Below are 22,110 nucleotides of genomic sequence, written 5' to 3'. Positions count from 1 at the left end.
CGTATGAACCGTCTCGCAACCTATGGATATATAAAGAGACCTGCCCCCTCCGTTTCCACACCGTCGCCAGCGACTGGCCGCATTGCAAGACATCAGCCTGGCTGACCCCCTCATCCAAACCACCTCCTGGATCTGTTGATGCGCCTCCAGGCCTGGTTGCAACACCAAACTTGCAAGGTTTCCCGACCGATCGAGTCGGCGCAGTGGGCATAGACGCGCGGTATTTGTGCGACCGCAGCCCGGCCCATGCCCCGTCGCTCATTTCCGACAACAACCGCAAGGCGTCCACCCAATGCAGTGAAAAGGAGATTCACATGAACAACCTGAGCGATACAGCGCTGGCAACATCCACCAACCCCAGCATTTTCCGCACCATGCCACTCGGCGAGCCGGTCCAGGCCGACAGCGGCAACATTCCACCCAATACGCGGATGCTGCCCGGTCAGTGGGCGGCAGCGGCCGGCAACGGCTATGTGTTGCTGCTGCAGACTGACGGCAATCTGGTGCTGTACCAGGTCGTCACGGGGCCCGTGTCGGCCAACAGCTCGTTCACCGGTAGCGCGATCTGGGCCACGAACACCGACGACGGTGCCTATTTCGACGTCCAGACCGATGGCAACCTGGTCCTGGGTACCAGCGACGGCAACGTGGCGTGGTCGCCTTATACCAACGGCATCGACCCTCAGGAATTGCGCGTACAGAACGACGGTAACCTGGTGCTGTACAACACCCTCGGCCAAGCCTGCTGGGCCTCGAGCAGCAATCACTATCAGGTCTGGCCACCGACTCGTTGGGTCAATGTGCAAAGCAGCCTCGTCGCGCCCGTGAAAGGCGTGCCCTTTGTACTCACCGCCGGTTCCGACGGCATGACGTTGAGCCCCTTCGTGGCCGGTTCGCCCAACCAAATCTGGCAAATCACCGCCGATGGACGGCTGCTCAGTGGGCTGCTCGGCGGGTTGGTGTTGGGTCAGGATGCAGGCAGCAGTACGGCAATCAACACAACACAGAACGTGCCCGTCCCGGTCGAGCAGACCTGGCTCTGGGGAACGGGACTGGGCCCCACCACCCTCCAGAACAGCGGCTCGAACCAGTACCTGAGTGTCGACATCGCAGAGGGCTCGGTACAGATGCAAGATACCGACACCTCGGGCCAATGGTACTTCATGCCCACCACTCCCCTGGACAGCATCATGGCCTTGCCGGCGTCCGACCCGCCCTTTCCAGCCTTTACGCCTGACCAACAGGTGGTCTACGACTGGATCAACAGCAAACTGGCCGCCATGAACAATCAACCCCATTTGATCCTGCGCGAACAGTACACCAACGGCGCCAGCACCCTGGATGGTTACCGACAAGACATGCTCGGCCTGGACTACAGCGCATTCGAGCCGCAAGTCTGGCAACCCGTGGTCGATCAACTCAAGTTGGAGCTCAGCGCAGCGAGCGCTGTTAACAGCCTGTTCGCCTGCTACAGCAGCTTCCACACCCAGTTGTTCGTGGACCAGGGGGCGCTGCTCTCCGAGCTGGGCCAGGATGCCGGCTTCGAGGACGGTGACTCGACCAACATCGGCGGCATCATCCTGGCGGTGCTCTCGGGCGTCATCTACACCGTGCTCTCGGCGGAGACGATGGAAGGCGACATCAATTATTTCGCCGTCGCGGCCAACGTTCTCCAGAGCGGCATCAATGTGGCGGTTGCGGCCCAGAGTTCGAGTGTTTCTCCCAGCCTGTTCCAGGTGGCCTACGCCGACCTCTGGGGGCAATTGAGCGTTACCTTCGAAGGGTTGCTGAGCACTTTCGGCAGCATGGAAAACGCGATACTGACCGACTGGGCCAAGCTGGAGGTCACCTATACGCTGATCGCCTCCAAAGCGCCCGACGGGTTGTTCTGGAACTCCGGTGAAACCGGAAACATGGTGACAGCCGCCAAGCACGGTTACGTGCTGTCGGTGATGCAGATGCTGCTGCCGGCCAAATTCCAGATCTACCAATACCTGGACGTCAATGACAACCCCATCGACGGTGTGCCCGCCTATGCGCAGTACATCACTGCGGCGATCGACGGGACCTACTTCAAATACTGGATCGCCGACTCGACGGACTGGTCAATCTATCCGGAAGAAATCGCGCTCACCCAAGTGTGGGACAACGGTGGCTCGAAGGACGACTTCTTTAACAGCAGGAACGGTTGGGCGTTCGCCTTGACGCGGCCCTACACCTACAGCGGCAACGCCGCCAATTACCTGGTCATCGCGCTGACCAACCTGAGCCCGAACACGCTGGTGGCCACGGTGTTCAATCCATCCCCCACCTCCGCCGGGCCGTCCCCACAAACCCTGTATCCCTACGAGACGGTGTTGATCGAGGCCGAAGCTGCATATCCTGGTGGCGTAGCGATCACTCTCTCGATCTTCGACCCTTCCCGTGGCAACTACTTCGACGAGCCAATCGCCTCGTTCGATGCCTTTCAGGATTACTCTGGGTTCGCGGCCGGTAATGTGCGCACCGCCAACGCCACGACGGCGGGCGACTACCAACTGTCGACACCACTGTGCAACACGGGCGGGTACAAGCAATACCCTGGCGCCATCCAGGCCAGTATCTACCGTCCTTGAGGGGTGAATCGCAGGCATGAGGAGCGGGCCCCTGTGGGAGCTTGCTCGCGATAGCGGAGGGTCAGCTTGCAATGATGTTGGAGTGCCGACGCCTTCGCGAGCAAGCCCGCTCCCACAGGTTTTTGTGTCGTGCCCAGATGCTATGAACACCCGAACCCCATGTGGGAGCGAGCCTGCTCGCGATTGCGCAGGCTCAGTCACATCGATGCTCCCCGCCTCAGGCCTTTCGAGTCCTCGGCAAGAAAATCGCCAATACCCCGAACAACGGCAGGAACGAGCACAACCAATACACGTACTCGATGCCACGGATGTCCGCCAGATGCCCCAGCAACGCGGCGCCAATCCCGCCGAAACCGAACATCAGCCCGAAGAACACGCCGGCTATCATCCCGACATTGCCCGGCACCAATTCCTGGGCATACACGACGATGGCCGAGAACGCCGAGGCCAGGATGAAACCGATGGCCACGCTGAGGATACTGGTCCACAACAGGTCGACGTGAGGCAGGATCAAGGTGAACGGTGCCACGCCGAGGATCGAGAACCAGATCACCGCCTTGCGCCCGATCCGGTCGCCAATCGGCCCGCCGAAGAAAGTCCCCGCCGCCACCGCTCCGAGAAACAGGAACAGGTGCAACTGCGAAGAGGCCACCGACAGGTCGAACTTCTCGATCAGATAGAACGTGAAGTAGCTGGTGAAGCTGGCCATGTAGAAGTACTTGGAAAACACCAGCAGCCCCAGCACCACCAGCGCACTCAAGACCCGGCCCTTGGATAGGCCATGGGTGGCCGCCTGGCCTTGCTTGAGCTTGAACAAGTTCAGGTGATTGGCGTACCAGCGGCTGATGCGGTACAGCACGAACAGCGCAAACAGTGCGAACAACCCGAACCAGGCCACATTGCCTTGCCCGTAGGGAATGATGATCGCCGCCGCCAGCAGCGGGCCGAAGGCCGAGCCGGCGTTACCGCCCACCTGGAACGTCGATTGCGCCAGCCCGAAGCGGCCGCCCGAGGCCAATCGCGCCACCCGCGACGCTTCCGGGTGGAAGGTCGACGAACCGATGCCGATCAATGCCGCCGCCAACAGGATCAAGGCAAAACTGCCGACCATGGACATCATCACAATGCCGACCAGCGTACACACCGTTCCGGCCGGCAGCAGCCAGGGCTTGGGGTGGCGGTCAGTGTGATAACCGACCCAAGGCTGCAACAAAGAAGCGGTCAACTGGAACGTCAAGGTGATCAAGCCAACCTGGGTGAACGTCAGGCCATAGCTGTCCTTGAGCATTGGATAAATCGAGGGCAGCACCGCCTGGATCAAGTCGTTGATCAGGTGCGCCAGCGCCACGGCGCCGATGATCCGCATGACCAGCGGGCTGCTTTGCGCCGGGGCGGTAACGGGTGGGGTGACAGCCTGGGTATTGCTGATAGCCATGGGAGTTTCCATACGACAGAGGGCGCACGCGGGCAGGTGCGTCAATGTGCCATTTTTCGGTGCAGCAAGGCTATCCCCTTAGCTAGCTATCGACCTTGAAAAATTGTCGAAATCCAAGGTGATAGCTCAACGCCATGGTCTGAATCTTGCCTTGTTAATCAGCTACAACGCGGCCCCTTACAAAGGGGACCGAGAATGGGAAGTTTCGCTACAGAGCTGGCCTACCGAGCCGATTTGGACAAACTTTCGAGGCCTTTTAAAAGGGCACCTGTTTCAGCACTTGTGTAGAAACGCACAAAAACAGTGCAAAGGTGTTCAGGGGAGTATGGGCATGCAGGCTTTTTTATCACCCGGAATCAGATTGTTGGGGCACTTCGGCTTCGCCCGCAAATTCCAATTGCTGTTCCTGCTTTTTATCCTGCCGCTCATGGGCAGCCTGTGGCTAATCGGCCAGGATTATCGCGACAAACTCAGCCTGATTTCCGGGGAACGCACCGGGGTGCGCCAATTGCTGGCCCTGGATAACCTCGACAACTTGCTCACCGCCCAGCGCAACCGCGCCGCCCGCTGGCGTGCCACCGAAACCAATCGGCAACCAACCCCGGCGACGCTGGCTGCCATGGCGGCATTCGATGCCGTTCAACCGGCCCTCAACCAGGCCGCCAGTGACCTGGCCACTACCCTGCAAACCGAAGGCGCTGAAGCCGATACCCTCGCCCGCTATCAAGCCCTGCAAACCAGCCTCAACGGTCTGGATTCGAAAAGCCTGGGCAGCGTGGGCTGGTGGCCCGACGGCTACGACCGCTTCACCGCCGCCCTCAGCGCCCTGCAAGCCTTGCGCGAGCAGATGGTCATGGACAACCGCCTGACCCTCGCCTCCTGGTTGGAAACCTATCTGCTGACGCAGATTTCCACTCAGCAGACGCCCGACCTGATCGAACGGGTCGGCCGCCTGGCCAGCGTCGGCCAGGCCTCCGTGGTGTCGGGCCAGTTCACGCTGCAGAGTCGCCTGCAACTGCGGGATCTGCGCAGCCGTATCGGTGACGCACGGGACCAACTGGTCAAGACCGGAGCACTCCTGGAAACCCGCCTGCCCAGCGAATTGCAAACCTGGGCCGGACAGTACCAGGGCAGCCTCAAGCACTTGGATGCTGGCCTGAAAGTGCTGGATGACGGCGTGTTCGGCGGCTCCATCAACCTCAAGCCCGAAGACTTCGAGAAACACATGGATGCCCTTCTCGCTGATCTGGCGACCCTGCGGCAACAGTCGCTGGTGGCACTGGATACGCGCCTGGACCATTACCACGGTTCGGCGATCCGCCAGTTCACCCTGGTAGCGACGGTGCTGGGCTGCCTGCTGCTGGCCGCGCTGTATCTTTTTGTTTGCCTGCAAGCGTCGATCCGGCGCAGCGCCAGTGGTATCACCCTGCTGGCCGAAGCCCTGCGCGACGGCAATCTCAGCCTGCAAGTGCCGGTGCAAGGGCGCGATGAACTGGCGGCCATCAGCACTGCCCTCAACGTCGCCGTGGTGCAGTTGCGCACCAGCCTGCTGGGGGTGGACCACGAAACGTTGCAGTTGAGCAATGCCGTGCGCACCCTCAATACGCACTCCAGCGGCGCCTTGGGAGAAGTCGAGGCCCAACAGATGCAGATCAGCCAGATCGCTGCCGCCGCGACGCAACTGGCCGCCACCTCCCAAGGCGTGGCGAAGAGCTGTGAACAGGCATCCGACAGCGCCCAGCAAACCCGCCGCATTGCCACCGACAGCAGCCGCGACAGCCAACGCACCACGGCGAGCATCCAGCAGCTCAACCAGCGCCTCAACGAAACCGCCGCCGCATTGGGGCGAGTCAGTGAACAGGGGCAACAGATTCAACTGGTGGTCGATACCATCCGTGGCGTGGCCGAGCAGACCAATCTGCTGGCCCTCAATGCCGCCATTGAAGCGGCTCGCGCCGGAGAACAGGGCCGTGGTTTCGCGGTAGTGGCCGACGAGGTGCGCAGCCTGTCACAACGCACCCAGTCCTCCACGCAACAGATTGCCGCCACTGTCGACAGCTTGCGCGCCACGGTCAACGAAGCCGTCAGCCTGATGGAAGCCGCCTGCGGCCAGGCCCAGACCGACGCCCAAGCGGTCACCGGCCTTGGCGAACGCCTGGGAGAAATTGCCAGCGCGGTGCAAAGCGTCACCGACACCCTGGCGCAGATCGCCACTGCCGTGGATGAACAAGCCAGCACCGCCGATGAGGTCAGTGGCAACATCCAGCAGGTCGACCAGGCGGCCATGCGCTTGCTCGAAGGCGCACGAGCGGTGAACCTGGCGGCGGACACGCTGAGCCAGGGAAGCCAGGCCTTGAGCGCCAACACCGGGAGATTTCAGCTCGGCTGACAAGGATTTGCAGCGAGGATTGTTAAGCGGTTGAAAGCGCAGAGAAATATTTCAGATTTACGCTTGACACATCTTCGTTACCGGCGAATAATGCGCGCCACTTGGCTACATAGCTCAGTTGGTTAGAGCATAGCATTCATAATGCTGGGGTCCGGGGTTCAAGTCCCTGTGTAGCCACCAAGTACTAAAAACGGCTTATCGAAAGATAAGCCGTTTTTTTATGCCTCGCGAAAAGTACCTGCTCTATCAGGATTCAGAGTGGTCTTGAGCCTCAGTGGCGAGGTGGCACCAGGCTCCATCAGTCTGGTGTTGATTTGCGCCACACACCGCCCATGACTACAGTCAGCCTCTATATCCCAAGCCCACGGATGGAGTGACACGTGCCTACAGATCTGAAACCGAACCTTCGTCACCTGTCAGCCGTTTCGCTGCTGGCTGTCGCTCTGACACTCGCAGCCTGTAAGGCCCCGCCCTCCTCCACAACCACACCGGCATTGCCTGCCCCACCGGAGGTCGTCTCCGGCTACCGCACCGATCTACAGACCCGCTACGCCGACAAGCACATGGCTGCCGCGGCCAATCCGTTGGCGGCCGAGGCCGGGCGGGAGATGTTGCGACGTGGCGGCTCGGCCATCGACGCGGCGATTGCGATGCAAGCGGTGCTGACTCTCGTGGAACCGCAATCTTCAGGCATCGGCGGCGGCGCGTTCATTGTGCTGTGGGATGGCAACGCCGTACGCACTTACGACGGACGCGAAACGGCACCGGCCGGCGCCACCGAAAGACTGTTCCTGCAAGCCGACGGCCAACCCATGCCCTTTACTGCCGCGCAGATCGGCGGTCGTTCGGTGGGTACACCGGGGGTATTGCGCGGACTGGAACTGGCCCATCGCAAACATGGCCGTCTCGAATGGGCGACGCTGTTCGAGCCGGCCATCGCGCTGGCGGAGCAGGGCTTCGCGATCTCTCCCAGACTGCATGCCTTGATCGCGTCCGACCCGTCGTTGCCGGGTTCGCCAGACATGGCGGCCTACTTTCTCAATGCCGATGGCAGCCCAAAAGCGGTCGGCACTGTGCTGAAGAATCCAGCCTTGGCTGGCGTGCTCAAGCGCATCGCCCACGAAGGCCCCGATGCCTTGTACAAAGGGCCGGTTGCCGAGGAAATCGTCGCCAAGGTGCAGGGCCACGCCAACCCCGGCAGTCTTTCGCTGAACGACCTTAAGGGCTACACCGCACGGGAGCGGCCAGCGTTGTGCACCGACTACAAGCGCTGGCAAATCTGCGGCATGCCACCACCGTCTTCGGGCGGGGTTGCCGTGGCGCAGATCCTCGGGACATTGCAGGCCCTGGAACAGCGCGACAGCAGCGCCGCCCTCGCGCCCCTGAAACCTCTCAAGACCACTAAACCCGCCGGCATTGAACCCACCGCCGAAGCGGTGCACCTGATCGCCGAAGCCGAGCGCCTGGCCTATGCCGATCGCGCCCAATACATCGCCGACCCGAATTTTGTCGCGGTACCGCTCAAAGGCCTGGTCGACCGAGGTTACCTGGCCAGCCGCGCCAGCCTGATCGGCCCTCGTAGCATGGGTGTCGCCAAGCCCGGCACCCCACCGGGCATCCAGGTGGCCTACGCCCCGGACCGTTCCCCACTGCGTATTTCCACCTCGCAAGTGGTGGCTGTGGACGATCAGGGTGGCGCGGTGTCCATGACTACGACGGTGGAATCGGCGTTCGGCTCACATTTGATGGTCCAGGGCTTCATGCTCAACAACCAGATGACCGACTTCTCGTTCATCCCCGAAGAGAATGGGCAAAAAGTCGCCAACCGCGTCGAACCGGGCAAACGCCCTCGCTCATCCATGGCGCCGACGCTGATCTTCGATCAGCAAGGTAGATTGGTGGCCGCTGTCGGGTCCCCCGGCGGCTCGCAAATCATCGAATACGTCGCCAAGTCAGTCATTGGTCTGCTGGATTGGAACCTGGACCCGCAAACCGCTATCAACCTCCCCAACTTCGGCAGCCGCAACGGCCCCACCGAACTGGAAAAGGGGCAGTTCAGCCCGACGCTGATCCAGGCCCTGAAAGACAAGGGCCACACCGTGAGCGAGATCGACATGAACAGCGGCACCCAGGCCATCGTCCGGGTGCGTGATGCGCAAGGGAAAACGTCTCTGGCCGGCGGCGCGGATCCAAGGCGCGAGGGTCAAGCGCTGGGGGATTGATCAACCTCGCTCGGGGGCTGATAGACCAGCAGATCGGCTGGCTGACATTGCAGATAGCTGCAAATAGCCTCGAGGGTCGCCAGGCGTATGCCCTTGACCTTTCCTTGCTTGAGCAAGGAAAGGTTGGCTTCGGTAATGCCTATGGCAGCGGCAAGGTCCTTGGATTTGACCTTGCGTGTCGCCAGCATTACATCAAGTTGAATCACGATAGGCATGAGGTTCTCAAACGAAAGTTCGGTTTTCTGAATCGACTTCACTGGCCTGGGACAGGATCCGGGCAATGATCGCAATACAGGCCGCAAGAAACAAAGCCACAAAAGATGGGGCGGTAATGCTGAGGGTCAGCAATCGTTGGCCAACCGGCGCATTGATCGTCATCAGCAGGCTGAGAAACGGCTCACAGAGGAAATCCAGCAACACCCACAACGCAACCGCGCGCCCGGCCTTGCCCAGATAAACAGCTGCTTCGTTGGAGAAATACTGGCCGTGGGCATACCGCTTGAACAACTGCCGCAAATTCGCCAGCCCGGCAGCCAACGCCAGCAAAGGGATACTCGACAGCAGGATGCCGCCAAGAGACTGCCAGGCGGTCAAGTACATCGCCTCTTCAGACAAGCTCGACATCTGTCGCTGGGTCAGGGCAAACCCCAGACCGTATCGTGACGCAACGTCGGGAAAAAGCCAGGCCGCCGCATTGGCGGCCATCATCGCAACCATGAACAGAAGCGTTATGGCAGCCATGCGCTGGCTATACAGGGCGAGACGATTCGTACGCATGTGAGGCTCCAACAGAATGAGAGGAGCCCAGAACATAGCCACGAAATTATCACAAAACAATAATTAATATGTAAAAAACAATAATAACCTGTACTTAGGTCGATAACTGGTTTGCAAACTGACTCACCGCATCGACCACCTTCTTCGCCCCGTCCTGGATCTCGACGATCACCGTCCCCGCTTCGGCGGCCAGGGCCAAGCCATGTTCGGCCTGGTGCTGGCCATCGGTCATCAGGGCCACGGCATTGCGGGCCATGTCCTGGTTCTGGCGGACCACGCCGACGATTTCATCGGTCGCCTGGCTGGTGCGCGATGCCAGTTGTCGCACTTCATCGGCCACCACCGCAAAACCGCGCCCTTGCTCGCCGGCCCGGGCCGCTTCGATCGCGGCGTTGAGCGCCAGCAGGTTGGTTTGTTCGGCGATGCCGCTGATGGTCTTGACGATGGTACCGATCACCAGGGATTGCTCATTCAGGGCCTCGATGCCTTCGCCAGCGGTTTGCATGTGCCGGGCCAGGTCGCGCATCACATCCACCGCCTGGGTCACCACGGTCGTGCCGCGCTGGGCACTGTTGTCGGTCTGCAACGAGGTGCTGTAGGCAATGTTGGCGGCTTCGGCGACGGCTTTTTCCTGGTTGACCTGGTCCGTGATGTTGGTCGCGAACTTGACCACTTTGTACAACCGCTCGTTGGCATCGAGCACCGGGTTGTAGGAAGCTTCCAGCCAGACCTCGCGACCACTGCTGTCGAGACGCTTGAAACGGCCAGCCACGAATTCACCGCTGTTCAGGCGCTTCCAGAACTGCTCGTAGGCCGCGCTGTTGTATTCCTCAGGCTCGCAAAACGTGCGGTGATGCTTGCCCTTGATCTGCGCAAGGCTATAGCCCATGGCGTTGAGGAAGCGATCATTGGCCGTCAGCACATGACCACCCAAATCGAACTCGATCACCGCCGTTGAACGCACCAACGCACCGATGAGGTTCTCATGCTCGCGAGAAGCCTCGATGGTGCGGGTCAGATCATTGGAGTACATCGAAAAATAGCGAATCCGCCCATCGACATTCCGTACGGGCTGGAGGATCGAACGCAGCCAGGCTTCCTGGCCATTGCCCCGCAGCAGGCGCACGGCACCGGAAAAGTGTTCGCCGCGGGTCAGCGCCGACGTGAAGCGAACCTGGAACTCATTGGATTTCAAATACGCGGGAACCAGCTCATTCACAGGCCGGCCAATCAAGTCCTGGCTCTTGTAACGCATCTCGTCGAGGAAGTTCTGGTTGACCGATTGAATCCGTCCGTCGGCGTCCAGGGTGAGGCCAAGCATTTCACGGTCCAGGCTTTCCTTGACTTGCATAAGACTGGACAGTTCTTGGCGCAGAGCCAGTAGCTCCTGCTTCAGGCGGTTGTTAAACATTGGGCAGCTCCGACAGCGGGAGAATTAAGTGGCTTGTTCCCTTGCCATCGGCGCAGCGTTTTTTTTCTAAAGAGCGCCGCGAGCCCATATTGAAAATATTCCAGGACGCCCTCGAACCCGATAAGCCTGCCATGGTCACTGGATTGTTCTACTGTTGCGCCTGTCCCTTGAAGCCTTGCCGCCATCAATACCCATAACCATAAAAACGAGGTAATTACCGTGACCACCGACATCGAAGACAGCCGTTCCGCCCGCTTCGCCTTGCGCTGTTCCAGTTTCGCCGAGCGCTGGTTCCCGGACTCCTGGGTCTTTGCCGCGCTGGCGGTGCTGGTGGTTGCCATGGCGACACAATTGATCGGCGCCACGCCTACGGCGGCGGCCATGGCGTTCGGTGACGGCTTCTGGAGCCTGATCCCATTCACCATGCAAATGGCCTTCGTGGTGATCGGCGGATACGTGGTCGCCAGCTCGCCACCGGCCGTAAAATTGATTGACCGCCTGGCACGCATTCCGACCAACGGCCGCTCCGCAGTGGCGTGGGTGGCGCTGATTTCCATGGTCGCGTCGTTGCTCAACTGGGGCCTGTCGCTGGTATTTGGTGGTTTGCTGGTGCGCGCCCTCGCCCGTCGCACCGACTTGAAGATGGACTACCGCGCCGCCGGAGCCGCCGCCTACTTGGGCCTGGGCGCGGTGTGGGCCCTGGGCTTGTCTTCGTCGGCAGCGCAATTGCAGGCCAACCCGGCCAGCCTGCCGCCGTCGATCCTGTCCATTACCGGTGTCATTCCGTTTACCCAGACGATTTTCCTCTGGCAGTCTGGCGTGATGCTGCTGGCTCTGATCGTGATCTCGTTGATCGTCGCCTACGCCACTGCTCCCGGCCCCAACAGCGCCCGTGACGCCGCCGCTTGCGGGATCGATCCGAGTTTCAGCATGCCGGCGTTGCAGCCCCGCACCCGACCTGGGGAGTGGCTGGAGCACAGTCCGCTGCTGATCATTGCGCTGGTGCTGCTGGCCGCCGGCTGGCTGTTCCACGAGTTTTCGACCAAACCTGCGATCAGTGCCATTTCCGGCCTCAACACCTATAACTTCCTGTTCATCATGCTGGGCGCCTTGCTGCACTGGCGGCCGCGCAGCTTTCTCGACGCCGTGGCGCGCGCGGTGCCGACCACCACGGGCGTGTTGATCCAGTTTCCGCTGTATGGCTCGATCGCCGCGCTGCTGACCACGGTCAAGGGCAGTGACGCCCAGACCCTGGCCCACCACATCTCGACCTTTTTCGTCCAGATCGCCTCCCACGACACCTACGCCCTGTTGATGGGCATCTACTCGGCAGTGCTGGGCTTCTTCATTCCTTCCGGCGGCGGCAAGTGGATTATCGAGGCGCCCTACGTCATGCAGGTGGCCAATGACCTGAACTATCACCTGGGCTGGGCCGTACAGATCTACAACGCCGCCGAAGCGCTGCCGAACCTTATCAACCCGTTCTATATGCTGCCTTTGCTGGGGGTTTTGGGGCTGAAAGCCAGGGACCTGATCGGTTTTTCCTTCGTGCAGTTGCTGGTGCATACGCCCCTGGTACTGGTGCTGCTGTGGGCGCTGGGGACAACATTGAGTTATTTACCGCCAGTGATGCCATAAAGCCATAAAAAAGGGCCGATATTTCCGTCGGCCCACTTTTTCTTCGGCCCGGTCTGTTTCAGTATGGAGACACCCTGTTTCGAGGGGTCCACACGCTGAAAAGGATCTGAGCATGTCCAAACTCGCCGTACTTTCTTTTGCCGCCCTGGCCTTCAGTGCCGCCGCCCATGCCACCGACATTGACGTACAACTGGGCAGCACCGAACGCGTTACCCGCCTCTTCGCCTACCCCAACAACTGCAACGTCATTTGCTTTCGCGACTGGACCCTGGAACAGACCGTCGAGCATTACCTGACCCAAAGCGTGCAGCGCGACGGCTACGGCACGGCCAAGGTCCACGTCAAAATCGATAACGACAAGGTCTATGCCAGCATCAGCGGAGTGCCCAAGAGCTACGGCCAACCACTGAAGGCCCTGCTCGACGCTGGTGACCTGGCGTATAACGGCGCGAGCAAACTCAACAGCGACAAGAAATGGTCCTACAACTGGTACCTGTTCCTGCCGCTGGGCATGGCCCTGGAAAACCGCAAGAGTGTCGAGTTGCTGCACTTCCCGCCGGATTACTCCCTGACCCAGGCCCAGGACTACCTGGAGTCGGCCACCACCGATCGCTGGGCCACCCTGCTGACCGTCAACGGCATTGCCGCCGACCAGACACCGGCCTACCAGACCATCATCGACATCGCGCCCATCGCAGCGCCGTCCAATGCCGGCAGCACGCTGGAAGGCCTCTACAGTTACTTCAACGATTACCAGACCACCATGGTCACGCAGATCACCCAAACCGCCAGCGGCGCCGCGTTGCCGATGGTGGCCTTCGGAGCGCCCGTTCGGAACTGGATCAAGACCCAGTACGGCCAGACTGTGGGCGTGCTCGGCCTGGCGAGCATCACGCCGACTGCGGGGGTCAAGGTGCCGGTCCTGGGCTCCAACCACCCGAGCTACATCTGGTACGCCGCCGACAAGGAAAACTACGACGGTGACGAAGCCAAGGCCGATGCCGCCGGCTTGAAAGTCATGGGCCAGGACCTGAGTGCTGCATGCTGGCAGGCTGGCATGGGCAGCAAGCCGGGCACCGATCCGAGCGCCCTGCTGAACCAGTGCACGCAGACCTGGCAAGTCACGCAAAAGGAAAAGACCTGCGAGTTGTTCTACACCTCGGTGCGTAAACTGAGCGAGGAAGACGCTGAGAAAAAATGCGAAACGCCGGCGATCAAGTCGCAACTTCCGCAACTGAAGGTGCCCATGCCGCTGCCTGCCGAAGCGGTCTGAACCTTGGGGCGCCTTCCCGCGTAAGCTTGCACTGACGCGGGAAAGCGCCTTTGGCTCCTGTCAGAGTCGACAGTAGATGCCGCGCTCGACTTAGGCGAAGCTATCAATGTCTATAGCGACCGCTGGCAGGATCGCCGGCGCCAAAAATTCGAGTGCCCTAAGCCGACAGGGACCGTCATGACCACCTTCATTGCAAATAGAGCTAGCTCACAGAACCAGGATTGCATTTACCCTGAAAAAGAACTCAGCACCCGCCTGGGTTATCCATCCGTCCGCGATTTCGACGTGCATCAAACGAGCGACGGACGCAGCAATGGGGTCATCGCCCGAAGGGCCTTCCCCCCCATGGAGCGGATGTGCCGGGTATCGGGGCTTCTGGTGAGCCGACGACGCCTGCATACGCTGCAGATATTGCCGGAAATACACATGTATGACCCACGTTTCGCTGGATTGCTGCTGCATTCTTGCAACCCGAATGTCTTTCTCGACATGAGCGAATTGTGGTTGTGGTCGCTGACCCACATCCACAAAGGCGACTACCTGACGATGGACTACGCCAGCACCGAACGGAAACTGTATCGGCAGTTCGCCTGCCGGTGCGGTTCATCCAACTGTCACGGCTGGATCACCGGCTATGACGAACCGCCCAATGAGCAGGGAATGAAATTCCTACGGCACTGGCGTCGTCGCTGTCATCGCGACTGACCCTGAATCAGGGTGCGTCGACCGGACGCAGCCGATACTGCGGCGGCAGTTGCTCGAAACCGCTGATCGTGGTGTCCAGGCTTTTCCAGCGTCCGTCCTTGATGCCGTAGATGCAGCCGTGGATCGACAGTTTCTGCCCACGGTGCCAGGCGTTCTGCACGATGCTGGTATGACCGACGTTGGCCACCTGCTGGATCACGTTGAGCTCGCACAAGCGGTCGACACGTTCCTCTTCGGTCGGCAATTGGCCCAACGCCTCGCGATGCTCGTAGTACAGGTCGCGAATCGAGCGCAACCAGCCGTCGATCAGGCCCAGTTGCCGGTCCTGCATCGAGGCCCGCACACCGCCACAGCCGTAATGGCCGGTGACCAGGATGTGTTTGACCTTGAGCACGTCCACCGCGTACTGGATCACCGACAAGCAGTTGAGGTCCGTGTGCAGCACCACGTTGGCCACGTTACGGTGTACGAACAGATCGCCCGGCAACATGCCGACGATCTCGTTGGCCGGCACCCGCGCATCGGAACAGCCGATCCACAGGTACTCCGGGGTTTGCTGACGGGCCAGCTTGGAGAAGAAGTCAGGATCTTCCTGCTTGATCGCATCGGCCCAGCGCGCGTTGTTATCAATCAGATCTTGTAATTCGTTCATGCTGTCTAGCCTCGATAGAGAGTGCGCAACTGTGACAGACGACCGCCGGTCGAGGTCACGTCAGCGATGCATTGGAATTCCTGGGTGCGCTGCCGGTCGACACCAGTAAGGCCCACAGTATGAGGAATTGCCATGAATGATTCACGACGCCCCTTCGATGCGACGCAACCGGAACCCATCGACGACAACGAAGATCGCATGGGCTCGATGCATGAGTTGGAGTTCGACGACGAACAGCCCAGTGCGAAAATCGGCGACGAATTGCCGGAAAACGAACGCGAACAGCTGATGCCACGTGAACGCGTGCGCGAAGCGGGCATGACCGGCGCCTCGACGGATGATCACGAGCCGACCGACGACGACCTGAGCCCGGAAACACTGATTCGCGAAGACGGTGCCCGGGATGCCCGCGAGGCCGGGGACGACGAGCAGGCGGACTGGGACCTGAGCGTGGTGGATGAAAATGATATTGGTGGGGGCGATGGGCTGGATGAAGCGGAAATGGCCGATATCGATCCGCTGGATGGCAAGCGGTAAGTGTCGATAGAGCTGACGCCATCGCGAGCAGGCTCGCTCCCACAGGTTCTGCGTCATAACCAAATGTCTTGAGCGATGCAGATCTAATGTGGGAGCGAGCCTGCTCGCGATGACGGTGTTGCGGTCAACCTTGATGTGGCAGTTCAGTCCACCAAGGTACACGCCATGACCACCGCATCCTCACGCCCACCCACCGCGGGGTAATAATCCCGGCGCCGGCCCACTTCATTGAAGCCATAGCGCTCATACAGCCGGAACGCGGTGCGGTTGCTGTCGCGCACTTCCAGGAAGCATTCCCGGGCCTCGGCCTTGTAGGCAATCGACATCAAGTGTTCCAACAGACGCAAGCCCAGGCCACGGCCCTGGTTTTCCGGCTTGACGGTAATGTTGAGCAGGTGCGCCTCATCCAGGATGATCTGCACCACGCCATGGCCCACTTGCTGCTGGCCTTCGAACATCAGCCAGATCTGGTATTTGCCCAGCCCGTCGAGAAATATCCCGCGGGTCCAGGGATGACTGTAGGCGGCGTATTCGATCTTCAGCACAGCGTCGAGGTCCGCCTCGGTCATCGGGCGGAACGATACAGCGTCACTCATTCGATTCTTTCCAGCGCGCCATCAGCCGGCGCATGGCTTGCCAAACATCAGCCTTGCGCTGTGGCGTTTCCATTAACAGTTCCAGGCCGGGCAACGCCCAGGCCGAGCCCAGGCCTTCGACCTGCAGTTCGCGATTGAACGCTTCGGCATCCGCCTCGCCGGCGAACTTCACCGCCGGCAGGCCGATCAGCCACAAACACGCACAGGGTTCATCTTCGAGCCGCGCCGAAACAAAGCCCTGGACGAAATCCCGCGCCGCTTCCGGCCCCTGGTCCATGGTGCCGCGGGACAACAGCGGCCAGCGCACCGGCTCACCGATGATTTGCGGGCTGTCCGGCAGACCGGCGGCGCGCAGCATGTCCTTGAGCAGCAGATACGCCGGGTCGCGGCTCTGGAAGGGATCGCCCGTGGGCAATTCCACCAGCAACAGGCAACGCCCGGCCCGCAGCAGTTGCAGGGCGAAACGCGGCGGCGCGACGTAAGGTGCCTTGGGCGGCGCCTCGACAACTTCTTCCACCGGCTTGGCATTGGTCCGGGTCGAGGCCAGGCTCGGCCGCGGCACTTCGATTTTCGGCCGTTCGGCCACGGGCGCTACCGGCTCGGCCACCGTCTTGGCCACAGGCGCGGTCACGACCGGCGCGATGTACTCGGGCTCGGGCGTTTCCAGCAGCTCGGGCCGCGACGGGGCGGCGAACGGCAATTCGGTACGCGGCAGCCAGTTGACCACCTGCATGGCGGTCAGATAGGCGCGGCGACGGGACTCGATAAGCAAGGGTCGGCCACTTGTGGATAACTGAAAGTGGAAGGGATTCTACCGCCCTTCGGCGCGGATCGCTTCCCTGTTGCACCGATAGTTGATCGATACAGAACGACAGTCCGTCCAAGGGGTGAATCGCAACCGGCCCGATGCAGTACAATCGCCGCTTTTAATTGCCAACCCGACGGCCATTGCGATGATCGAACCCAAGCGCGTCTTGCGCGCCCTCGCTGAACACTGGGCATTGCTGGAACCTTTGTGCGAGCACTTCGACCAGGGCACCCTGAGCCTCAACGAATTGCGTTCACAGCTGGCCGCCCAACAACTGGACAGCACGCCCCAGGACATCACCAACCTGCTGGACGTGTGGATCCGCCTGGACATCCTCGTACCGGTGGCGAAAAGCCCGAACCGCTTCGAGCTCAATGCCCAGATCCATGACTTCCTCGCCTACCTGCGCCGCGAACACCGCCTGGGCCTGTGCCTGGAGATCGAAGCCTACCTGCGCCACCTCGAGCGCCTCGCCGGCTACATCCAGGACGCCTTCGACATCCGCGACGGCAACGACCTGGCCCGCCAGTTGCGCCTGCTGGACATGCGCGTGCGCGACGTGCTCAAGAAACTCGCCAACGACGAACAGGCTCTGGTGGCCGTGGCCGAACGGGCCAAGACCAGCGACCGGCAGATCCCGCTGCGCCAGCGCTACGCGGAAGTGTTGGCAACCTGGGACGAATACGTCGAGCCGATGATCCAACTGGTGAACGCCGATGGCGCGTTCGAGCAAGGCGTGCGCAAGGTCGAGAACGTGCTGTTGCGCATGCTCACCGAACAGCAGCGCCTCGGCCACCTGGTGGACGACGACATGCTGCTGCGTACCCACGCGCGCATCCTCGAGATGCAGACCAGTGCCCAACTGACCCTGCGCCATGCCCGTGAACTGCTCCTGCCACTGCGCGAAGAAGCCCGCCGCCACAACGCCGTGACCCGTGGCGCCGCGCTGGCCCTGGCCGCCATTCGTCGCAAAGGCATCGATGCCGTGCCACAGGCCGCCATGCCGCTGTTCACCCGGCCGCAAAGCACCTTCCTCGGCAGCGCCAGCCAGGTCGAGGCCTATGTCTATGCCCTGGCCCGTTTCGAACCGAAACCGGCGCGTTTCCCCAAGTCCCACAAGACCCACAAGGGCGGCGAAGCACCGCGTGCGCCACGCACCGTGCGCGAGATGGTCGAGCGTTGCGAAGACGCCCTGCCGATGCCGGACCTCATGACCTGGCTGCTGGAACAGGAACCGGACGGCGCCACCGACGAATTGCTGTATTGGTTCTCGCGCCTGTCGCGGGAAAAACGTTTCAAGCGCGAGCGTCTGGAACGCCGCGAATACCACACTCACGAGCATCAGGTCAGCCTGCGCTCCTTCGCCCTGCTCTCGGCCCGCGACAGCGCCGCCGAGGATTCTGCGAGCATCCCCCATGCATCTTGATCTATCCGAACTGTCCCAGCTGGCGCCGATCTTCCGCGAGCTGTTCAAGGGCTATCACGTCAGCCGCCGCGACCCGGAGCTGTACGCGCAACTGTCGAACTTCCAGGACCAGTACCGCACGCTGTTCAAGGCCCTGGGCTTCGAGCTGGTATGCGACACCCGTGGCTTCTACTACTTCGTGCCGGACCTGGCCGCCGCGGCGGTGAACAAGACCGCCCAGCGCCTGGCCCTGTTCACCTTCATCCTCGTCGAGCACCTGGCCGACCAGGGCCGTGACCCGATCGCCGTGCTCGACGGTGGCAGCCTGGGTCGCGATGAGCTGCCTTCGCTGCTGGAAAAATACCGCGACCTGTTCATCCAGGCCGAAGTACAAACCCAGGAAGAGCTGGAAGAAAAAATCATGCGGCGCATGACCCAACTGGGTTTTGCCAGCGAAGAGAACGGTGTGTATCGCTTCCTGCCGCCGATGCACCGCTTCCTTGATGTCTGCCTGTCGGTCCAGCAGGACCGCGACCTGGCCGCCAGCCTGCACAGCATACTGCCGTTGCCGGCACCGGAGCTGATCGACGAAGACAGCGATGAGAAGCTGCTGCAAACCGATGATCCGCTGGATCTGAGCGAATTCGAAGGTGAAAGCGAAGAAGACGCACTGGCCCGCGCCATTGCCGAAGAACAGGAGACCGACGCATGAGCAAGGAACGCTACGGCATCCGCCGCTTTGCCCTTTTGAACACCGCCGGCTACAGCCTCGGCCTGTTCCCGCTGGAAGAACCGTTGTCGGTGTATGGCGCGAACAACCTGGGTAAATCCGCCTCGATCAACGCCTTGCAGTTCCCGATCCTGGCGCGCATGTCGGACATGAGCTTCGGCAAGTACAGCCTGGAACAATCCCGGCGGTTCTACTTTGCCTCGGACACCAGCTACATCCTGGTGGAAGTCGCCCTGCCCCACGGCCCGCATGTGATCGGCGTGGTCGGTCGCGGCCCGGGCGGCGGTTTCGGTCACCAGTTCTTTGCCTACGCCGGCAAACTGGACCTGGCTCACTACCAGAAAGATGACACCTGCCTGCGGCAGAAAGAGCTGTTCACCAACCTGGAGCGTGAAGGCCTCAAAGCCTACGAACTCAAACCGGATGAACTGCGGCGCCTGCTGGTGGGTGGGCACACCTCGATTCCGCTGGACCTGACGCTGATCCCGCTGCGCTCCACCAGCGAGCAAAGCCTCAAGACTTTCCGCGCGCTGTTCATCAACCTGCTGCACATGCGCGAAATCACCGCGGCCAAGCTCAAGCAACTGTTCCTCGACGCGTTCGAGCACAGCCTGCGCTCCGGTAGCGTGGATTACATCGCCGCGTGCGAAGAAGCCTTCCGCGACGTACGACGCATGGAGCAGGACTACAACTCCCTGGTCGCCGCCGGCCCGCTGGTTGAAGCCCTGGCCAATGGCGTGAAGCAGCGCGACATTTTGCGCGGAAAACTGCATCGCCTGTCGCCATTGCTCGACTCGTTGCTGGGTACCTGGTCGGACTACGCCAGTGCGCGCAAGGAAGAGCTGACCATCCAGGCCGAACACTATCGCAACGAACAGGATTCGCTGCAGAACGACCAGCGCGGTGGCACCCAGGAGCTGATGCGCCTGGAGCGGGAAATCAGCGGTATCCAGCGCTGGATCGGCGAGCTGTCGGTGCTCAAGAACCGCTTCGCCCTGGTGGATGACGTCAAGGTCCTGGAGCAGCAACTGCTTGCCGCCAAGGACGCCCACGATGAACTGGCCGGCGCCCTGGCCCAGTCCCGGCAGTTCAGCGCCGAAGACCTCGAAGAGCGCCTGCGGGATCTGGAAAAACGCCTGAAGTCGGTCAAGCAGCAACTCGATCACGCCGACAACAACAGCTACGCCCGCCTGCGCGAAGAGTTCTCGCAACAGGATGTCGAGCGCCTGATGCGCCTGTTCAACAGCGCCCTGTTCAGCCTGCCACTGGGCGAACACGGCATCGCGCTGGACGAAAACGGCGAGTGGGTCAAATCCATGGAACTGATCCTCGACGGCTTCAAGGGCGAACGCTTCGAAGTCCCGGGCCTGTCCATCGACCTGTCCCACATCGAACCGCCAGCCCTGCAAGCCCTGGCCGATCGCGCCGCACTGCGGGACCAGAAAGAGCGCCTGGAAAAAGAACTCAAGCAGCTCAAGACCCAGCAAGCCGTGGCCGCCGACCGTGCCGCGAGCAAGACCCAGACCGAAGCGCTGTACCAACAGGTCCTGGATGCGCAAAAAGCCCTGGAAGACTTCCGCCGCACCCAGACCCTGAGTGCCGAGGAAGGCGAGAAGCTCGAGCAACTGGCGCAAATGGAAGCCGCCCAGGACGAACTCAAGCGCTCCAGCGATGCCTTCACCGAGCGCGTCCAGCAGTTGTCCGCCAAGTTGCAACTGGTGGGCAGGCAGATCGCCGACATGGAAGCCAAGCAGCGCACCCTCGACGACGCCCTGCGCCGTCGCCAATTGCTGCCCGCGGACCTGCCGTTCGGCACGCCATTCATGGACCCGGTCGACGATTCCATGGACAACCTGCTGCCGCTGCTCAATGACTATCAGGATAGCTGGCAAGGCCTGTTGCGGGTCGACGGCCAGATCGAAGCGCTGTATGCCCAGGTGCGCCTCAAGGGCGTGGCCAAGTTCGACAGTGAAGACGACATGGAACGCCGTCTGCAACTGCTGATCAACGCCTATGCCCACCGCACCGACGAAGCCCTGACCCTGGGCAAGGCCCGACGCGCGGCAGTGACCGACATTGCCCGGACCCTGCGCAACATTCGCAGCGACTACGACAGCCTCGAACATCAACTGGCGCTGTTCAACCGCGAGATCAACAAGCGCCAGGTGTCCAACCTGCAGAGCTTCCGGATCGTCCTGGCGCCGAACAAGGAAGCGCTCAAGCACATCGACCAGATCATCCACAGTGCCGGCCAGTACGAGGAAGGCGAGACGCTGTCGGTGTTCGACCTCAGCCAGAGCGCCGAGCAGGACAACAAGAACGAAGAAGCCAAGGAATACCTGGCGCGGCTGGTGGCAGCGAACCACAACCAGCTCGGTCTCAAGGACCTGTTCGAACTGGCGTTCGAGATCACCAAGGTCAACGGCCAACCCGTGATCCACACCGACATCGACGGTGCGGCATCCAACGGCACCACCATGACCATCAAGGCGCTGACCAACATGTATTTGTTGCTGCACCTGATGGACCGCGAACAGGCCGGTCGTGTGCGCTTGCCGTACTACCTCGACGAAGCGGCGGACATCGACGAGAAAAACCAGGCCGCGCTGCTGGAAACCAGCCTGCAACTGGGCTTCGTGCCGATCCTGGCCAGCGTGAAGCCGCAAGTCTGCGCCAGTGTCGCCATCGACCTGGAGGGCGGCAGCGGCCCGAACGGCATCTACATCGACGAAGCGGACTGGAAGTACATCCGTCGTCATGATGCAGTGAAGGCCACGGTGAATGTACAGGCCGATGAGCCGGAGCTGGATCCGGTGTGATGTGAATCTCCGGATGTGAAAAAGGCCGCGATCCAAATGGATCGCGGCCTTTTTCATTGCGAAGTCTTTAATGAACATCATCGCGAGCAGGCTCGCTC

At 61.2% G+C, this 22,110-nt stretch carries 16 protein-coding genes, 1 tRNA gene and 2 pseudogenes; 11 read left to right on the top strand and 8 right to left on the bottom strand.

Translation table 11 applies throughout. The features are described 5' to 3' along the window. Positions 1–314: 314 nt before the first annotated feature. The gene (locus GN234_RS23175; protein WP_176689135.1) at positions 315–2,615 is read left to right on the top strand and encodes a hypothetical protein; all 2,301 of its coding nucleotides are present in this window, start codon (positions 315–317) and stop codon (positions 2,613–2,615) included. A 217-nt stretch (positions 2,616–2,832) separates the two neighbouring features. Here the strand turns inward: GN234_RS23175 and GN234_RS23170 are convergent, their stop codons facing one another. Then, on the bottom strand, positions 2,833–4,050 hold the full coding sequence (locus tag GN234_RS23170) for an MFS transporter (protein ID WP_116833452.1): 1,218 nt from the start codon (positions 4,048–4,050) through the stop codon (positions 2,833–2,835). A 331-nt stretch (positions 4,051–4,381) separates the two neighbouring features. Here GN234_RS23170 and GN234_RS23165 point away from each other — a divergent pair, with 331 nt between their 5' ends. From GN234_RS23165 to ggt, 3 genes are all read left to right on the top strand, one after another. Next, positions 4,382–6,439 (top strand): methyl-accepting chemotaxis protein, encoded by a 2,058-nt coding sequence (locus GN234_RS23165; protein ID WP_116834277.1) that lies wholly within the window; start codon positions 4,382–4,384, stop codon positions 6,437–6,439. A gap of 103 nt (positions 6,440–6,542) precedes the next feature. Next, positions 6,543–6,619, top strand: a tRNA-Met gene (locus GN234_RS23160). A gap of 200 nt (positions 6,620–6,819) precedes the next feature. Then, a complete protein-coding gene (ggt, locus tag GN234_RS23155) occupies positions 6,820–8,661 on the top strand; it encodes a gamma-glutamyltransferase (RefSeq protein WP_176689134.1) in 1,842 nt (613 codons plus the stop codon). On the opposite strand, the gene GN234_RS23150 is transcribed toward ggt, so the two are convergent. The 4 genes and pseudogenes from GN234_RS23150 to GN234_RS30425 form a co-directional block, all read right to left on the bottom strand. After that, complete coding sequence (locus tag GN234_RS23150; protein ID WP_176689133.1) at positions 8,643–8,876, bottom strand: helix-turn-helix domain-containing protein; 234 nt, start codon at positions 8,874–8,876, stop codon at positions 8,643–8,645. The two genes, ggt and GN234_RS23150, sit on opposite strands and share 19 nt — an antisense overlap. Positions 8,877–8,883: 7 nt before the next feature. Next, a complete protein-coding gene (locus GN234_RS23145) occupies positions 8,884–9,438 on the bottom strand; it encodes a DUF2975 domain-containing protein (RefSeq protein ID WP_176689132.1) in 555 nt (184 codons plus the stop codon). A gap of 94 nt (positions 9,439–9,532) precedes the next feature. Further along, positions 9,533–9,964: pseudogene (locus GN234_RS30430) on the bottom strand (methyl-accepting chemotaxis protein); the annotation flags it as partial. Positions 9,965–10,120: 156 nt separating this feature from the next. Next, positions 10,121–10,693, bottom strand: a pseudogene (locus GN234_RS30425) (PAS domain-containing protein); the annotation flags it as partial. A 375-nt stretch (positions 10,694–11,068) separates the two neighbouring features. Between GN234_RS30425 and GN234_RS23135 the strand changes: the two are divergent. From GN234_RS23135 to GN234_RS23125, 3 genes are all read left to right on the top strand, one after another. Then, complete coding sequence (locus tag GN234_RS23135) at positions 11,069–12,487, top strand: short-chain fatty acid transporter (RefSeq protein WP_109754927.1); 1,419 nt, start codon at positions 11,069–11,071, stop codon at positions 12,485–12,487. A 112-nt stretch (positions 12,488–12,599) separates the two neighbouring features. After that, entirely contained in the window at positions 12,600–13,760 is a 1,161-nt protein-coding gene (locus tag GN234_RS23130; protein WP_109754928.1) for a hypothetical protein, read from the top strand. Positions 13,761–13,937: 177 nt separating this feature from the next. Beyond that, a complete protein-coding gene (locus GN234_RS23125; RefSeq protein WP_109754929.1) occupies positions 13,938–14,465 on the top strand; it encodes an SET domain-containing protein in 528 nt (175 codons plus the stop codon). Between the two features lie 7 nt (positions 14,466–14,472). On the opposite strand, the gene can is transcribed toward GN234_RS23125, so the two are convergent. Next, the gene (gene can, locus GN234_RS23120) at positions 14,473–15,117 is read right to left on the bottom strand and encodes a carbonate dehydratase (RefSeq protein WP_003205581.1); all 645 of its coding nucleotides are present in this window, start codon (positions 15,115–15,117) and stop codon (positions 14,473–14,475) included. 132 nt (positions 15,118–15,249) lie between these two features. Here can and GN234_RS23115 point away from each other — a divergent pair, with 132 nt between their 5' ends. Next, positions 15,250–15,654: a serine kinase/phosphatase gene (locus GN234_RS23115; protein WP_176689131.1), complete on the top strand. Its 405-nt coding sequence runs from the start codon at positions 15,250–15,252 to the stop codon at positions 15,652–15,654. A gap of 143 nt (positions 15,655–15,797) precedes the next feature. On the opposite strand, the gene rimI is transcribed toward GN234_RS23115, so the two are convergent. Together rimI and GN234_RS23105 are read right to left on the bottom strand one after the other, a co-directional pair. Then, entirely contained in the window at positions 15,798–16,250 is a 453-nt protein-coding gene (rimI, locus tag GN234_RS23110; RefSeq protein WP_047229376.1) for a ribosomal protein S18-alanine N-acetyltransferase, read from the bottom strand. Continuing rightward, positions 16,243–17,022 (bottom strand): energy transducer TonB, encoded by a 780-nt coding sequence (locus GN234_RS23105; RefSeq protein ID WP_109754931.1) that lies wholly within the window; start codon positions 17,020–17,022, stop codon positions 16,243–16,245. Before GN234_RS23105 ends, rimI begins: the two co-directional genes overlap by 8 nt. Positions 17,023–17,203: 181 nt before the next feature. Between GN234_RS23105 and mksB the strand changes: the two genes are divergently transcribed. Genes mksB through mksF form a run of 3 tightly spaced genes read left to right on the top strand, consistent with a single transcriptional unit; the run spans position 17,204 to position 22,012 of the window. Then, complete coding sequence (mksB, locus tag GN234_RS23100) at positions 17,204–18,484, top strand: Mks condensin complex protein MksB (protein ID WP_109754932.1); 1,281 nt, start codon at positions 17,204–17,206, stop codon at positions 18,482–18,484. Then, complete coding sequence (gene mksE, locus GN234_RS23095; RefSeq protein WP_176689130.1) at positions 18,474–19,175, top strand: Mks condensin complex protein MksE; 702 nt, start codon at positions 18,474–18,476, stop codon at positions 19,173–19,175. The genes mksB and mksE overlap by 11 nt, the downstream gene beginning before the upstream one ends. Continuing rightward, complete coding sequence (gene mksF / locus GN234_RS23090; protein ID WP_025215488.1) at positions 19,172–22,012, top strand: Mks condensin complex protein MksF; 2,841 nt, start codon at positions 19,172–19,174, stop codon at positions 22,010–22,012. Before mksE ends, mksF begins: the two co-directional genes overlap by 4 nt. Positions 22,013–22,110 lie beyond the last annotated feature (98 nt).

This window comes from Pseudomonas bijieensis (assembly GCF_013347965.1).
GTDB lineage: Bacteria > Pseudomonadota > Gammaproteobacteria > Pseudomonadales > Pseudomonadaceae > Aquipseudomonas > Aquipseudomonas bijieensis.
Note: the sequence above shows the minus strand (reverse complement) of the source record. Positions and strands in the feature narration are given on the sequence as shown.

Coding starts and splice junctions, on each gene's coding strand:
- GN234_RS23115 (WP_176689131.1), top strand. CDS start 15,250: ATGAATGATTCACGACGCCCCTTCGATGCGACGCAACCGGAACCCATC.
- GN234_RS23170 (WP_116833452.1), bottom strand. CDS start 4,050: ATGGCTATCAGCAATACCCAGGCTGTCACCCCACCCGTTACCGCCCCG.
- GN234_RS23130 (WP_109754928.1), top strand. CDS start 12,600: ATGTCCAAACTCGCCGTACTTTCTTTTGCCGCCCTGGCCTTCAGTGCC.
- GN234_RS23145 (WP_176689132.1), bottom strand. CDS start 9,438: ATGCGTACGAATCGTCTCGCCCTGTATAGCCAGCGCATGGCTGCCATA.
- mksE (WP_176689130.1), top strand. CDS start 18,474: ATGCATCTTGATCTATCCGAACTGTCCCAGCTGGCGCCGATCTTCCGC.
- GN234_RS23150 (WP_176689133.1), bottom strand. CDS start 8,876: ATGCCTATCGTGATTCAACTTGATGTAATGCTGGCGACACGCAAGGTC.
- GN234_RS23125 (WP_109754929.1), top strand. CDS start 13,938: ATGACCACCTTCATTGCAAATAGAGCTAGCTCACAGAACCAGGATTGC.
- rimI (WP_047229376.1), bottom strand. CDS start 16,250: ATGAGTGACGCTGTATCGTTCCGCCCGATGACCGAGGCGGACCTCGAC.
- mksF (WP_025215488.1), top strand. CDS start 19,172: ATGAGCAAGGAACGCTACGGCATCCGCCGCTTTGCCCTTTTGAACACC.
- GN234_RS23165 (WP_116834277.1), top strand. CDS start 4,382: ATGCAGGCTTTTTTATCACCCGGAATCAGATTGTTGGGGCACTTCGGC.
- GN234_RS23175 (WP_176689135.1), top strand. CDS start 315: ATGAACAACCTGAGCGATACAGCGCTGGCAACATCCACCAACCCCAGC.
- can (WP_003205581.1), bottom strand. CDS start 15,117: ATGAACGAATTACAAGATCTGATTGATAACAACGCGCGCTGGGCCGAT.
- mksB (WP_109754932.1), top strand. CDS start 17,204: ATGATCGAACCCAAGCGCGTCTTGCGCGCCCTCGCTGAACACTGGGCA.